Origin of the sequence: Myxococcus sp. MISCRS1, assembly GCF_026626605.1 — a bacterium.
In the GTDB taxonomy this organism is placed as follows: Bacteria; Myxococcota; Myxococcia; order Myxococcales; family Myxococcaceae; genus Myxococcus; species Myxococcus fulvus.
Map to the genome: position 1 here is coordinate 10,334,128 of NZ_JAPNKB010000001.1, position 14,342 is coordinate 10,348,469.

7 protein-coding genes are annotated in these 14,342 nt (G+C 70.1%); 5 read left to right on the plus strand and 2 right to left on the minus strand.

The genetic code is table 11. The annotated features are described in order from the left end of the window. The first annotated feature begins 301 nt into the window (after nt 1-301). From OWM54_RS41185 to OWM54_RS41205, 5 genes are read left to right on the plus strand one after another with little or no spacing between them, the layout of a single operon-like run. Nucleotides 302-8,383, plus strand: coding sequence for a non-ribosomal peptide synthetase (locus OWM54_RS41185; protein WP_267701216.1), 8,082 nt, complete (start codon nt 302-304; stop codon nt 8,381-8,383). A 6-nt stretch (nt 8,384-8,389) separates the two neighbouring features. Then, nucleotides 8,390-9,622 (plus strand): aminotransferase class I/II-fold pyridoxal phosphate-dependent enzyme, encoded by a 1,233-nt coding sequence (locus OWM54_RS41190; RefSeq protein WP_223783371.1) that lies wholly within the window; start codon nt 8,390-8,392, stop codon nt 9,620-9,622. Further along, on the plus strand, nt 9,619-10,509 hold the full coding sequence (locus OWM54_RS41195; protein ID WP_267700868.1) for an aldolase/citrate lyase family protein: 891 nt from the start codon (nt 9,619-9,621) through the stop codon (nt 10,507-10,509). The genes OWM54_RS41190 and OWM54_RS41195 overlap by 4 nt, the downstream gene beginning before the upstream one ends. Beyond that, nucleotides 10,506-11,033, plus strand: coding sequence for a MaoC/PaaZ C-terminal domain-containing protein (locus OWM54_RS41200; RefSeq protein ID WP_046713949.1), 528 nt, complete (start codon nt 10,506-10,508; stop codon nt 11,031-11,033). Before OWM54_RS41195 ends, OWM54_RS41200 begins: the two co-directional genes overlap by 4 nt. Continuing rightward, a complete protein-coding gene (locus tag OWM54_RS41205; protein WP_223749092.1) occupies nt 11,020-12,018 on the plus strand; it encodes an NAD(P)H-quinone oxidoreductase in 999 nt (332 codons plus the stop codon). The genes OWM54_RS41200 and OWM54_RS41205 overlap by 14 nt, the downstream gene beginning before the upstream one ends. 10 nt (nt 12,019-12,028) lie before the next feature. On the opposite strand, the gene OWM54_RS41210 is transcribed toward OWM54_RS41205, so the two are convergent. Together OWM54_RS41210 and OWM54_RS41215 are read right to left on the minus strand one after the other, a co-directional pair. Continuing rightward, nucleotides 12,029-13,099, minus strand: coding sequence for an ornithine cyclodeaminase family protein (locus tag OWM54_RS41210; protein WP_223749091.1), 1,071 nt, complete (start codon nt 13,097-13,099; stop codon nt 12,029-12,031). Between the two features lie 202 nt (nt 13,100-13,301). Continuing rightward, a complete protein-coding gene (locus OWM54_RS41215; RefSeq protein ID WP_267700869.1) occupies nt 13,302-14,315 on the minus strand; it encodes a formylglycine-generating enzyme family protein in 1,014 nt (337 codons plus the stop codon). Nucleotides 14,316-14,342 lie beyond the last annotated feature (27 nt).

A 14,342-nucleotide genomic window follows, 5' to 3' on the forward strand; every position in this document is an offset into this window, starting at 1 on the left:
CTGGTTGATCGCTCGAGTCATGTGCGGGCGCGTCACACGCATCGCGTCGGACGTGCCCGCACGGGTCGCGTATCCAGGTGTGGGGCAATTTTCCGAGTGCCCTGACGCGAACGCTTCAGCCCGGGTCCCGCGCACACCACGCTCGGAAGTGTGAACCGCACGTCCTTGTGGGGAGGCTGCGTGCAATTACACCGGTTTTGTATGTAAGACATGTTTTACCTGGACTCCCCTCCCAGGCCCCTCTCTCATGACCCAGCCACGCTCCCAGGACCTCCGCGTTGAGCGCAGCGTCACCCGTGCGATGGAGCCCCGCACCGAGACCGAACGCGCGGTGGCGCTCATCTGGAGTGAGGTATTGAACATTCAGCAAGTGGGCGCGCTCGATGGCTTCTTCGAGCTGGGGGGCCACTCGTTGCTGGCGACGCAGGTGTTGTCACGCATCCGGACGGTGATGCGCGTGGAGGTGTCGCTCCAGGAGATGTTCGACCTGGGGACGGTGGAGGCGCTGGCGGGGCGCATCGACGCGTTGGTGGCGCTGCGGCCCGGAGAGGTGCTGGAGCCGGTGCGCGCGTCGCGGGAGCGGCCGTCGTCGCTGGTGCCGTGCGAGCGGCAGGCGGAGTTGTCCTTCGCGCAGCAGCGACTGTGGTTCCTGGACCAGTACGCGCCGGGCAGCGCGCTCTACAATCTGCCGGCGGCCATCCGGTTGGAGGGCACGCTCGATGTGGCCGCGTTGGAGCGGGCCTTCACGGAGCTGGTGTGTCGGCACCAGTCGCTGCGCACGGTATTCCCGGCGCGGGATGGGCGGCCGTTGCAGGTGGTGGCGCACGCGGGCAACGCGCCGATGGCGCTGGAGGTGGAGGACCTGCGCTACCTGCCCGCGTCGGAGCGCGAGGCGCTGGGGCTGCGCGCGGTGCGCGAGGAGGCGCGCAAGCCGTTCGACCTGGTGCGAGGGCCGCTGTTGCGCGCGCGCTTGCTGCGGCTCCAGGAGAGCGAGCACCTGGTGGTGGTGACGATGCATCACATCGTCTCGGACGCGTGGTCCATCGCGGTGCTCATCCGGGAGATGGTGGCGCTCTACGAGGCCTTCAGCGCGGGCCGCGCGTCCCCGTTGCCCGAGCTCCCCATCCAGTACGTGGACCACGCGGTGCGGCAGCGCGACCGGCTGCGTGGCGAGGCGCTGGAGCGTCAGGTCGAGTGGTGGCGCAAGCAGTTGGACGGAGCGCCTCCTTCGCTGGAGCTGCCGACGGACCACCCTCGCGGCGAGGACACGTCGAACCCGGGCGCGGTCATCAAGGTGACGCTGCCGGTGGGGCTGGTGCGGATGCTGCGCGGCTTCTGCCGACAGGAGGGCGCGACGCTGTTCATGGGCCTGCTCGCGGGGCTGCAGGCGCTGCTGGCGCGCTACTCGGGGCAGGACGACATCTGCGTGGGGGCTCCCGTGGCGGGGAGGACCTCCGCGGACACGGAGGGGTTGATCGGCTTCTTCGTGAACACGCTGGTGCTGCGCACGAAGCTGGAGGGGGAGCCGACGTTCCGTGAGCTCCTGAAGCGGGTTCGGGAGACGACGCTGGGTGCGTACTCGCACCAGGACGTGCCCTTCGAGAAGCTGGTCGAGGTGCTCCAGCCGGAGCGACAGCCGAAGCGGACGCCCTTTTTCGAGGTCGCGCTGGTGCTGGTCAACACGCCCATGGCGGCGCTCGAGAGCCCGGGGCTGCGCTTCCGTCCGCTCGATGTCGACAGTGGCACGTCGAAGTTCGACTTCACGCTGACGTTGAGTGAGTCCCCCGCGGGGCTCACGGGCACGCTGGAGTACCGCACGGACTTGTACGAGCCCGCGTCGGCCGAGCGCCTCGTCGCGCACCTGGAGCGGTTGCTGGAGCGCGCGGTGCTCGCGCCCGATGTCCGGCTGTCCGAACTGTCGCTCCTCACGGAGTCGGACCGGCGGCTCGCGCTGGAGAGCTGGAACCCCGCGCCGTCGGAGACTCGCGTCGAGGTCTGCGCGCACGAGCTGGTGGAGGCGCAGGCGAGGCGGACGCCGGAAGCGGTGGCGGTGGTGTGGGGAGGGGAGTCGCTGACGTACGCGGAGCTGGAGCGTCGAGCGAATCAGCTGGCGTGGCACCTGGGGGTGCTGGGAGTGGGGGCGGGGGAGCGGGTGGGGTTGTGCATGGAGCGCTCGTTGGAGCAGCTGGTGGGGCTGTTGGGGATATTGAAGGCGGGGGCGGCGTACGTGCCGCTGGACGCGAAGTACCCGGCGGAGCGGCTGGGGTACATGGTGGAGGATGCGGGAGTGGCGCGGGTGCTGACGACGAAGCGTCAGCTGGGGGCGCTGCCGGAGGGGGTGAAGAAGAGGGCGCTGTGCGTGGACGAGGAGGCGGGGGAGGTGGCGCGCAGGCCGGAGATTGCGCCGCCGAGGGCGGTGCCACCGGGTGGCACGTGCTACGTGGTGTACACGTCTGGGAGCACGGGGAAGCCGAAGGGGGTGGCGCTGTCGCACGCGGCGCTGTGCAACCTGCTGCTGTGGCAGAAGGCGCACTCGGTGAAGGCGGAGGCGAGGACGCTGCAGTTCGCGTCGCTGAGCTTCGACGTGTCATTCCAGGAGATTTTCGCGACGTGGAGCGCGGGAGGGACGCTGGTGGTGCCGCCCGCGGCGCTGAGGCAGGACGTGCCTGCGCTGCTGGACTTCATGGCGAGCCAGCGGGTGGAGAGACTCTTCGTGCCCTTCGTGGCGCTGCAGGCGCTGGCGGACGCGGTGGCGCACGGGGCGAGGGTGCCGGAGTCGCTGCGAGAGGTGGTGACGGCGGGAGAGCAGCTGCAGGTGACGCCGGCGGTGGTGGCCCTCTTCGAGAAGCTGCCGGGGTGCGTGCTGGAGAACCAGTACGGCCCGTCGGAGACGCACGTGGTGAGTGCGTACCGGCTGAAGGGGCCGGCGGGGAGCTGGCCGAGGCTGCCGCCGATTGGGGTGCCGCTGCCGGACACGAAGCTGCTGGTGCTGGATGAGAAGGGGAGGCTGTGTCCGGTGGGGGTGGCCGGAGAGCTGCACATTGGAGGGGCGCAGCTGGCGCAGGGGTACCACGAGAGGGCGGAGCTGACGGCGAAGCGCTTCGTGCCGGACGGGTACGCGAGGGAGGTGGGGGCGAGGCTGTACCGGACGGGAGACAGGGCGAGGTGGAGGAGCGACGGGGTGGTGGAGTTCCTGGGGCGACTGGACGCGCAGGTGAAGGTGCGCGGCTACCGGATTGAGTTGGCGGAGGTGGAGGCGGCGCTGAGGGAGTTGGAGGGGGTGAAGGACGCGGCGGTGGGGGTGCACGAGGAGACGCCGGGGGACAGGAGGCTGGTGGGGTACGTGGTGCCGAGGGCGGGGGCGGCGTGGGAGCCGGAGGGGCTGAAGGAGGCGCTGGGGCGCAAGCTGCCGGAGTACATGGTGCCGCCGGCGCTGGTGAGACTGGATGCGCTGCCGCTGACGCCGAGCGGGAAGGTGGCGAGGGCGAAGCTGCCGGCGCCAGACCTCGCGAGCCTGAGGGGCGTGGCGCCCTTCGTGGCGCCGAGGGACACGCTGGAGACGCAGCTGGCGGAGGCCTTCGCGTCGGTGCTGAAGCTGCCGAGGGTCAGCGTCACCGATAGCTTCTTCAGCCTCGGCGGCCACTCGCTGCTGGCGACACAGGCGATGGCTCGCATCCGTCATCACCTGCGCAGGGAGCTCCCGTTGCGCATGCTCTTCGAGGCGCCGTCCGTGGCCGCGCTGGACCGACGCATCGAGGCCGAGATGCCTCCGCTGGAGAGCCGCGCACCGACGCCGATGCGGGCGCGGACGAGATTCCGAAACGAGAACGAGCAGGGCGACACGGAGGAAGAGATGCTCTCTTTTGCCCAGCAGCGACTGTGGTTCCTGGACCAGTACAGGCCCGGCAGTCCCCTCTACAACATCCCCGCGGCGCTGCGGCTCAAGGGCGCGCTGGATGTGCCCGCGCTGGAGCAGGCCTTCACGGAGCTGGTGCGGCGTCACCAGTCCCTGCGCACCGTCTTCCAGTCGCGCGAGGGCAGGCCCATGCAGGTCATCTCCCGGAGCGCGCCCCCGCGAATCCTGCTCTCGGTGCAGGACCTGGCCCCGCTCTCCGAGTCGGAGCGAGAGACTGAAGCACACCGCCGGGCGTGGGCCGAGGCCCGTCGCCCCTTCGACCTGACACGCGGGCCGTTGCTGCGCACGGCGCTGCTCCGGTTGGGGGCGCGTGAGCATCTGCTCCTCGTGACGCTGCATCACATCATCGCGGACGCGTGGTCCATCGCCGTGCTCATCCGCGAGGTGGTCACGCTCTACGAGGCCTTCAGTGAAGGCCGGCGGTCCCCCTTGCCCGAGTTGGCGATCCAGTACGCGGACTACGCTGTCCAGCAGCGCGAGTGGCTCCAGGGCGACGTGCTCGAGCGGCAGCTGACGTGGTGGCGCAAACAGCTCGACGGGGTCCCCGCCATGTTGGAGCTGCCGACGGACCGGCCGCGCCCCGTGGAGGCTCGCAACCCGGGCGCGGTGCTCAAGGTGGACCTCTCGCGTGAGCTCACCCGCTCCCTCGTCAGCCTGTGCCAGCGCGAAGGGGCGACGCTGTTCATGGGCCTGCTCGCGGGGTTGCAGGCGCTGCTGGCGCGCTACTCGGGACAGGACGACATCTGCGTGGGGGCTCCCATCGCCGGGCGCCAGCAGATGGAGACAGAGGGGTTGATCGGCTTCTTCGTGAACACGCTGGTGCTGCGCACGAGGCTGGACGGAGACCCGACGTTCCGCGAGCTGCTGGGGCGGGTGCGGGAGACGACGCTGGGCGCGTACTCGCACCAGGACGTGCCCTTCGAGAAGCTGGTCGAGGTGCTCCAGCCGGAGCGACAGCCCGGACACACGCCGTTCTTCCAGGTGGCGATGGTGTTGCTCAACACCCCGCCCATGGAGCTGTCCACGCCGGGGCTCTCCTTCGAGGCGATGGACGTGGACAGCGGCACGTCCAAGTTCGACTTCACGCTGATGCTCCGGGAGACGCCCACGGGCCTGACGGGCACGCTGGAGTACCGCACGGACTTGTACGAGCCCGCGTCGGCCGAGCGATTCGTCGTGCACCTGGAGCGACTGCTCGAGGGCGCTGTCGCCAATCCGCTCCACCGCGTCTCCGAGCTCCCGCTGGTGTCCGACGCGGATCGCCGTCTGGTGCTGGAGGACTGGAACGCGACGAGCACGGGGTCTCGTTGGGAGGTCTGCGCGCACGAGCTGGTGGAGGCGCAGGCGAGGCGGACGCCGGAAGCGGTGGCGGTGGTGTGGGGAGGGGAGTCGCTGACGTACGCGGAGCTGGAGCGTCGAGCGAATCAGCTGGCGTGGCACCTGGGGGTGCTGGGAGTGGGGGCGGGGGAGCGGGTGGGGTTGTGCATGGAGCGCTCGTTGGAGCAGCTGGTGGGGCTGTTGGGGATATTGAAGGCGGGGGCGGCGTACGTGCCGCTGGACGCGAAGTACCCGGCGGAGCGGCTGGGGTACATGGTGGAGGATGCGGGAGTGGCGCGAGTGCTGACGACGAAGCGTCAGCTGGGGGCGCTGCCGGAGGGGGTGAAGAAGAGGGCGCTGTGCGTGGACGAGGAGGCGGGGGAGGTGGCGCGCAGGCCGGAGATTGCGCCGCCGAGGGCGGTGCCACCGGGTGGCACGTGCTACGTGGTGTACACGTCTGGGAGCACGGGGAAGCCGAAGGGGGTGGCGCTGTCGCACGCGGCGCTGTGCAACCTGCTGCTGTGGCAGAAGGCGCACTCGGTGAAGGCGGAGGCGAGGACGCTGCAGTTCGCGTCGCTGAGCTTCGACGTGTCATTCCAGGAGATTTTCGCGACGTGGAGCGCGGGAGGGACGCTGGTGGTGCCGCCCGCGGCGCTGAGGCAGGACGTGCCTGCGCTGCTGGACTTCATGGCGAGCCAGCGGGTGGAGAGACTCTTCGTGCCCTTCGTGGCGCTGCAGGCGCTGGCGGACGCGGTGGCGCACGGGGCGAGGGTGCCGGAGTCGCTGCGAGAGGTGGTGACGGCGGGAGAGCAGCTGCAGGTGACGCCGGCGGTGGTGGCCCTCTTCGAGAAGCTGCCGGGGTGCGTGCTGGAGAACCAGTACGGCCCGTCGGAGACGCACGTGGTGAGTGCGTACCGGCTGAAGGGGCCGGCGGGAAGCTGGCCGAGGCTGCCGCCGATTGGAGTGCCGCTGCCGGACACGAAGCTGCTGGTGCTGGATGAGAAGGGGCGGCTGTGTCCGGTGGGGGTGGCCGGAGAGCTGCACATTGGAGGGGCGCAGCTGGCGCAGGGGTACCACGAGAGGGCGGAGCTGACGGCGAAGCGCTTCGTGCCGGACGGGTACGCGAGGGAGGTGGGGGCGAGGCTGTACCGGACGGGGGACAGGGCGAGGTGGAGGAGCGACGGGGTGGTGGAGTTCCTGGGGCGACTGGACGCGCAGGTGAAGGTGCGCGGCTACCGGATTGAGTTGGCGGAGGTGGAGGCGGCGCTGAGGGAGTTGGAGGGGGTGAAGGACGCGGCGGTGGGGGTGCACGAGGAGACGCCGGGGGACAGGAGGCTGGTGGGGTACGTGGTGCCGAGGGCGGGGGCGGCGTGGGAGCCGGAGGGGCTGAAGGAGGCGCTGGGGCGCAAGCTGCCGGAGTACATGGTGCCGCCGGCGCTGGTGAGACTGGATGCGCTGCCGCTGACGCCGAGCGGGAAGGTGGCGAGGGCGAAGCTGCCGGCGCCAGACCTCGCGAGCCTGAGGGGCGTGGCGCCCTTCGTGGCGCCGAGGGACACGCTGGAGACGCAGCTGGCGGAGGCCTTCGCGTCGGTGCTGAAGCTGCCGAGGGTCAGCGTCACCGACAGCTTCTTCAGCCTCGGCGGTCACTCGCTGCTGGCGACACAGGTGGTGGCGCGCATCCGCCATCGGCTCAAGGCGGACATCCACCTGACGACGCTCTTCGAGGCACCGTCCGTGGCCGCGCTGGCCCGACGCATCGAGGCCGCGCCGCGCGCGCCGCTGGCGACCCTGCCTCCCATCGTCCCCGCATCACGTGACAAGCCGGTGCCGCTGTCCTATTCGCAGGAGCGCCTGTGGAAGCTGTTCAAGGCCAACCCCCAGTCCACGGCCTACAACCAGCCCGCGGCGTACCGCTTCAAGGGCGCGCTGAATCCGGATGCGCTCCGGGCCGCGGTCCAGGCCCTGGTGGACCGACACGAGTCCCTGCGCACCACCTTCACCGAGGAAGCCGGTCAGCCCGTCCAGAAGGTCGCCGCGACGTTGCGAATCGACCTGCCGCTGGAGGACTTCCGGGCCCGCGAGGACCGGGAAGAAGAAGTCCTCCGTCGCATCGCCGAGGACGCGCGCAAGCCCTTCGACCTCACGCAGGGGCCCCTGGTGCGCGGCGGTCTGATCCGCCTGGCGGACGACGAGTACCTGTTCATCTTCAGCAAGCACCACATCCTCTCGGATGGCTGGTCCGAGAGCGTCATCACCCGCGAGGTGGTCCACCTCTACACCGCCTTCGCGCGCGGCTCGGCGCCGTCGCTGCCTCCGCTGGTGATTCAATACCCCGACTACGCGGCCTGGCAGCGCCGCTGGCTGTCCGGTGTCGAGCTGGAGTCCCGGCTGTCCTACTGGCGCAACGCCCTGGCGAAGGCGCCGAAGCTGCTGGAGCTGCCTCTCGACAAGCCCCGTCCGCCCACGCGCACGTTCAACGGCACCTGGATTCCCGTGTCGCTGGGGCGCGCGCGCAGTGACGCGCTCAACCTGCTGTGCCAGCGCGAGCGCGTGACGCCGTTCATGGCGCTGCTGTCCCTGTTCGGCACCTTGCTCTGCCGCCGGGCTCGACAGGAGGAGCTGGTCATCGGCTCTCCCATCGCGAACCGCGCGCTCCCGGAGGTGGAGTCCCTCATCGGCCTGTTCGTCAACACCGTCGCGCTGAACGTGGATGTGCGCGGCAATCCCTCCTTCCGGCAGCTGTTGGCCCGGGTGCGCGACGTCACCCTCGGCGCCTACGCGCACCAGGAGGTGCCGATCGACCAGGTGGTGGACACCCTCGTCCCCCAGCGACAGCAGAACCGGGCGCCGCTCTTCCAGGTGATGTTCGTGCTCCAGAACACTCCCGCAGAATCGCTGGAACTGCCGGAGCTGACCTTGATGCCGATGCCGTCGGATCGCGGTGCCTCCATCTACGAGCTGACGCTCTCGCTCCAGGAGCAGGAGGACGGGTTCTCCGGGCTGCTGGAGTTCAACACCGACCTGTTCGAGCCCGACACCGCACGACGACTGTGTGACGCCTTCTCCGCGCTCCTCGACGCGGCGCTGGCGACGCCGGACATGCGGGTCGGAATCGACGCGGTCATCCCAGGATTCGAAGGGCAGGAGTGAGCCGTCATGGAACTCAAGAATCGCTATCGCAACACGGAGTCGATGATCGGCCACGGCAACCCGTCGTTCACGTCGGCGAAGGAAGCGGGGCTGCTGGACCTGTCCGTGCACAACACCGGACGCGGCACGCTGGCACTGCCGGATGGCCGTGAGTTCATCAACATGTGCTCGTGCTCGTACCTGGGGCTGGACTCGCACCCGGACGTGCTCCAGGGCGCCATCGACGTGCTCCAGCGCGAGCGCACCCTGTGCATGTCCATCTCCCGGCTGCGAATCCGGCTGGCGGACCTGGACGCGCTCGAGGAGGAATTGACCCACCGCTGGCGCGCGAAGACCATCGTCACCAACTCCGCCAGCTCCGCCAGCGCGGGCCTCCTGCCCCTCATCGCGTCCGGCCACCTGCTGCCCGACGGGCACAAGCCCATCCTGGTCTTCGACAAGTCCGCGCACTTCTCGATGAACCTCATCAAGCCCATCTGCGCGGATGAGACGCACGTCATCACCGCGCCGCACAACGACCTGGACTTCCTGGAGGACCTCTGCCGCAAGCACGCGCGCGTCGCGTACGTGGCGGACGGCTTCTACTCCATGGGCGGCGTGGCCATCGTGAAGGACCTGTTCCACCTGCAGGACAAGTACGGGCTGTTCCTCTACTTCGACGACTCGCACTCGCTCTCCATCTACGGCGCGTCGGGCGAGGGCTACGTGCGCGCGACGATGGGCGGCGAGGTCAACTCGCGCACCATCATCATCGGCTCGCTGGGCAAGGGCTTCGGCACGGCGGGCGGCGCCGTCATGCTGGGGCCCCAGCAGCACGCGGACCTGGTGGGCCGCTTCGCGGGTCCGCTGGGCTGGTCCCAGAGCCTGTCGATTCCGGCCATCGGCGCGAGCCTGGCCTCGGCGCGGCTGCACGGGGGCGCCGACCTGGCCGAGCGACAGCGCGCCCTCCGGGCCAACGTGCGCTACTTCGACGAGCGCGTGCCCACGCGGACCGCGGGCGAGGACTTCCCCATCAAGATCATCGACGTGGGGCCCGAGCCCCTGGCGGTGGAGCGCTCGCGGCGGTTGATGGCCGCGGGCTTCTACTCCTCCGCCGTGTTCTTCCCCATCGTCCCCAAGGGGCGGGCGGGGCTTCGCATCATGCTGCGCTCCAACCTGTCCACCGAGGACCTCCAGCGGCTGTGTGACGCCGTGCTGGAGCTGGCGGCGCCCGGGACCTCGGAGCCACTCGCATCATGACCATGCCCTTGCAGTGCAGGTCCTTCCTGGTGACGCCCGCCATCGACCCCTCCCGCTTCGACAAGGCGGTGGAGGTGGGCGCGGACATGGGACTGCTCGACCTGGAGGACGGTGTCCCCCACGCCCTGAAGTCGGAGGCTCGCCGGCTGGCGCTGTCCTATCTGTCCTCCTCCCGCCCGCGCGGGCCGCTGTGCCTGCGCATCAACAGCCTGCGCACCGAGGCGGGCCTGCGCGACGTGCTCGCGCTGCTGGACTCCAACGCGCGACTGGATGCCCTACTGCTGCCCAAGGTGGAGTCGCCCGCCGAAATCCAGCAACTGGACGCGCTCCTGGGAGACCGCTTCCCGGAGCTGTCGCTCCTGGCCATCATCGAGACGGCGCGCGGTGTGGAGGCCGTGGACGCCATCGCCCTGTCCGCGCCCCGCCTGCGCGGCCTCATCTTCGGCGCCGCGGACCTGTCCGCGCAGATGGGCGTGTCCCTGTCCTGGGAGCCCATGCTCTATGCGCGCTCGCGCATCGCCATGGCGGCGGCCATCGCGGGGCTCAACGCCATCGACTCGCCGTACTTCGGCCTGGGAGACCTGTCGGGGCTGGAGGAGGAGACGCGCAAGGTGGGGGCGCTGGGCTACACCGGGAAGATCGTCATCCACCCGGACCAGGTGGGCGCGGTGCACGCGGCGCTGCGGCCCACGCCGCAGATGGTGGCCCACGCGCGCCGGGTGCTCGCGCAGGCGGGTGACGGAAAGGGCGGCATCCACGTGGTCGGAGGGAGCATGATTGGCCCCCCGCTCGTGACGGTGGCGCGGCGGGTGCTGGCGAGCGTCCAGCATGACGAGGCCATGGCGCCCGTCCACCTGCGCGCGGGCTCCGGGAGCGGGGACTCATGAAGAAGATGGTGGCCGCCCACAAGAAGGTGGGCAAGCAGCGCTACCGCGAGACACACGGGCTGTTCTACGAGGACTTCGAGGTGGGCGACGTCTTCGAGCACCGCCCCGGCCGCACCCTCACCGACGTGGACAACATGTGGCAGTCGCTGCTCAGCCTCAACACCCACCCGCTCCACATCGACGCCGTCTACGCCAGCAAGACCGAGTGGAAGCGGCCGCTGATGTCCAGCCTCGTCACCCTGGCCATCGTCGGGGGGATGAGTCTGAACAGCACCAGCGCCAAGGGCGTGGCGAACCTCGGGTGGGACCGCATCCGGTTGACGGCCCCCGTCTTCGTGGGGGACACCCTGTACGCGGAGAGCCGGGTGCTGGCCAAGAGGAGGTCCCGCTCTCGCGCGAAACAGGGAGTGGTCACCGTGGAGACCAAGGGCCTCAAGGCGGACGGCACCGTCGTGATGACCTTCGAGCGCTCCTTCCTCGTGCCCTTGCGGCGCCATGGCGTGGACGTGGATGCGAACTACTGAGGTGATGACCGCGGTCGTCGTGCGGACTCCAGGCGGTCCGGAGCAGCTCCACCTGGAGACCCGACCCCGGCCCGTCCCCGGCCCCCGTCAGCTCCTGGTGCGCGTGCGCGCCTCCGCCCTCAACCGTGGAGACACCAGCCAGCGCGCCGGCGGCTACACGCTGCCTCCCGGCGTCACCAGTCCCTTGCTCGGCATCGAGGTCGCGGGCGAGGTGGAGGCCGTGGGCCACGAAGTGCGCGCCTTCCAGCCCGGCGCGCGCGTCTTCGGGCTGGTGGACGGCGGCGGCTACGCGGAGGCGTGCCTGATGGAGGAGGGGATGGCCCTCCCGATTCCGGAGGGCTGGTCCTTCGTCGAGGCCGCGGCCGCGCCCGAGGCGTACTGCACCGCGCACGAGTCGCTCGTCGAGCTGGGCGGACTGGGGCCCGGTCAGTCCGTGCTCATCCACGCCGCGGGCAGCGGCATCGGCACTGCGTGCATCCAGGTGGCGCGCGAGGTGGGTGCCACCGTCTTCGTCACCGTGGGCAGCGACGAGAAGCTGCGCCGGTGTCTGGCGCTGGGCGCCTCGGCGGGCGTGGTGCGCACGCGCGAGAACTTCGCGGACGCGGTGCCCGAGTGGACGAAGGGACGCGGCCTGGACGTGGTGGAGGACTTCGTCGGAGGCGCGGCGCTGGGCCGCAACCTGCGCGCGCTGCGCTTCGGCGGCACGCTGATGCTCGTGGGGCTGATGGACGGAATCCGCGGCGACCTGGACCTGAAGCAGGTGGTGCTGCGCCGCCTCCAGCTCAAGGGCATGGCGCTGCGTCCGTTGCCCCTGGCCGCCAAGGTCGCCGTCGTCCAGCGCTTCCGCGAGCGCTGGCTGCCCCGGCTCGTCGACGGCCGCGTGCGCGCGGTCATCGACACCACCTTCCCGCTGGCGCGCGTGGCGGACGCGCACCGGTACATGGAATCCAACGCGAGCTTCGGGAAGATCCTCCTGGAGCTCTGAGGCGGGGGCTTCAGCTCCCCGTGGCGCGGCGCAGGTTGCCGCGGGCCGCGGCCCCCGGCTCGTGCAGGAGCGAGTAGGGATCCAGCGCGTCGCCCCCCACCGTCTCCAGCCCCACCGACGTGCCCAGCCCCAGCCGCTCCGCGTGACGCAGGAACAGCGCGGTGACGACCTGGTCCTCCAGCGCGTACCCGGTGGAGTCGAACACGGTGGCCTTCTGGCGCCAGGACTCGTAGCGGTCCGGGTTCTTCACCAGGGTGACGAGGTCCGGGCCCACCTGCTCGGGCTTCAACTGCTGGCACTCGCCCTCCACCAGCGCCTGCACGGTGAAGTCCGGGCACACCAGGCTCTTCTCCAGGAGCGCGCGCGGCAGCTCCGTCTTGCCCGGCAGGTCCGAGCCCACGGCGTTGACGTGCACGTGCGGCTTGAGCGCCTTGCCGGAGATGACGGGGCCGGCGCCCACGGCGATGGAGGTCGCGGTGCAGATGATGTCCGAGCGCTCCTCCAGCTCCGAAAGCGACACCTGCTTCACGTCCAGCCCGAGGAACGCCGTGCGACGCGCGAGCGACGCCTGCGCCTCCGGGTTCGTGTCGTACGCGAGCACCTCCGTGAGCGGGAACACGCGGCTGATGGCGTGCAGCTGCGTCACCGCCTGCGCGCCGCAGCCCACCAGGCCCAGCACGCGGCTGTCCGGCGAGGCCAGGCAGCGCGTGGCCACCGCGGAGGCCGCGCCCGTGCGCAGCGCCGTGGCGAACACGCCGTCCATCAGCGCGACCAGGTGGCCCGTCCTGGAGTCATACAGGCTGTTGGTCGCGATGATGGTGGGCAGCCCCTGCTCCTCGGGGTTGAACGGGCTGTAGCTCACCATCTTCACGGTGACGGCGCCGCCCTTCTGCATCACCGGCATCCACTCGAGACACCCGGGCTGGCGCGGATGCTCCGTCAGGAAGCCATCCCGCTTGCGCACCTCGGTGAGCTCTCCGTCGAACGTGCGCAGCGCGTCGGTGAGCGCGCGGATGAGCTCGTCCATCAGCGCGTCCGCACCCACTGCCTCCACGATGCAGCGCAGGTCCGCCCGAGTCACCAACAGTGTCCGTGTCGCGTCGCTCTTCACTCGAGTGTCCCCTGGGCCAATCCGCTGTTTCAGTCGCTGACTCGCGAAACAGGATCTGCTGATAACACAGCTCTGTAATGGGAGCGCAAACTAGCAGGGCTTTCGTGTTCACGACAGGGGGGGCCCAACCCAGCGGAACCCGGTCGTTTTTTCCGGGCGGAACGTTGGCGTCTCACGCGTCCGAGACATGGACGACACATCGGAATCCGATGTGCGAGGTTCCGCTGTCGATGGACTGCGGCGAGCGCGCGGCGGGGCGGTAGCGCAGGCAGTAGTTGGACGCGCAAAGGTGGCTGCCGCCCTTGAGGACGCGGCGGGGGATGCTCACGTGCGGAAGGCTCGGGTCCAGGCTCTTGCCGCTGGAGGCGGGGCCGCGCGGGTTGACGGGGATGCAGCACGCCTTGCCGCCGTTGCCCTGGTGGCGCTCCTGATACCAGTCGCAGGTCCACTCCCACACGTTGCCCGCCATGTCGAAGAGCCCATACCCGTTGGGTGGGAAGCTCCCGACTGGCGAGGTCCCCTCGAACCCATCGGTGTTCAGGTTCTGCCAGGGGAACTCTCCTTGCCAGATGTTGGCCATCTGCTGGCCTCCCGGAGAGAACTCGTCGCCCCAGACGTACACCTTGCGGTCCAGGCCGCCGCGGGCCGCGCGCTCCCACTCGGCCTCGGTGGGCAGGGCCTTGCCGGCCCAGGTGGCGTAGGCCTCCGCGTCTTCATAGGCGACGTGGACCACCGGGTGGCGCTCGCGGCCGAGCCACGTGCTGCCGGGCCCTTCCGGGGCCTTCCAGCAGGCGCCGGGGGTATAGGCCCACCACTGCGTCAGGTCCTTCAGGCTCACGCGCCGGGCCGTCTTGCGGAAGACGAGTGAGCCGGGCACGAGCAGCTCCGGCGTGGCGCCGGGGAAGTCGTCCGGATTCAGCGGACGCTCGGCGACGGTGACGTAGCCGGTGGCCTCGACGAAGCGCGCGAAGTCGGCGTTGGTCACGGTGTGGCGGTCCATCCAGAAGCCGCTGACCGTCACCTGGTGCGCGGGCTTCTCCTCGGGATAGTGATGGTCGGAGCCCATCCAGTAGGTGCCGCCCGGAATCCACACCAGGTCCATGGCGGGTGCGTCCTTCTCCGTCACCTCGTTGCGCGAGACGGGGGACTGCAGGCCCTGGGTTTCACCGACGACATCCACGCTCATCCGCCGCCTCGCTCTTCGTCTGTCCAC

What these genes read in the sequence shown, in the direction of transcription:
- OWM54_RS41185 (WP_267701216.1), top strand. Translation starts at nt 302, where the DNA reads ATGGAGCCCCGCACCGAGACCGAACGCGCGGTGGCGCTCATCTGGAGT.
- OWM54_RS41190 (WP_223783371.1), top strand. Translation starts at nt 8,390, where the DNA reads ATGGAACTCAAGAATCGCTATCGCAACACGGAGTCGATGATCGGCCAC.
- OWM54_RS41195 (WP_267700868.1), top strand. Translation starts at nt 9,619, where the DNA reads ATGACCATGCCCTTGCAGTGCAGGTCCTTCCTGGTGACGCCCGCCATC.
- OWM54_RS41200 (WP_046713949.1), top strand. Translation starts at nt 10,506, where the DNA reads ATGAAGAAGATGGTGGCCGCCCACAAGAAGGTGGGCAAGCAGCGCTAC.
- OWM54_RS41205 (WP_223749092.1), top strand. Translation starts at nt 11,020, where the DNA reads ATGCGAACTACTGAGGTGATGACCGCGGTCGTCGTGCGGACTCCAGGC.
- OWM54_RS41215 (WP_267700869.1), bottom strand. Translation starts at nt 14,315, where the DNA reads ATGAGCGTGGATGTCGTCGGTGAAACCCAGGGCCTGCAGTCCCCCGTC.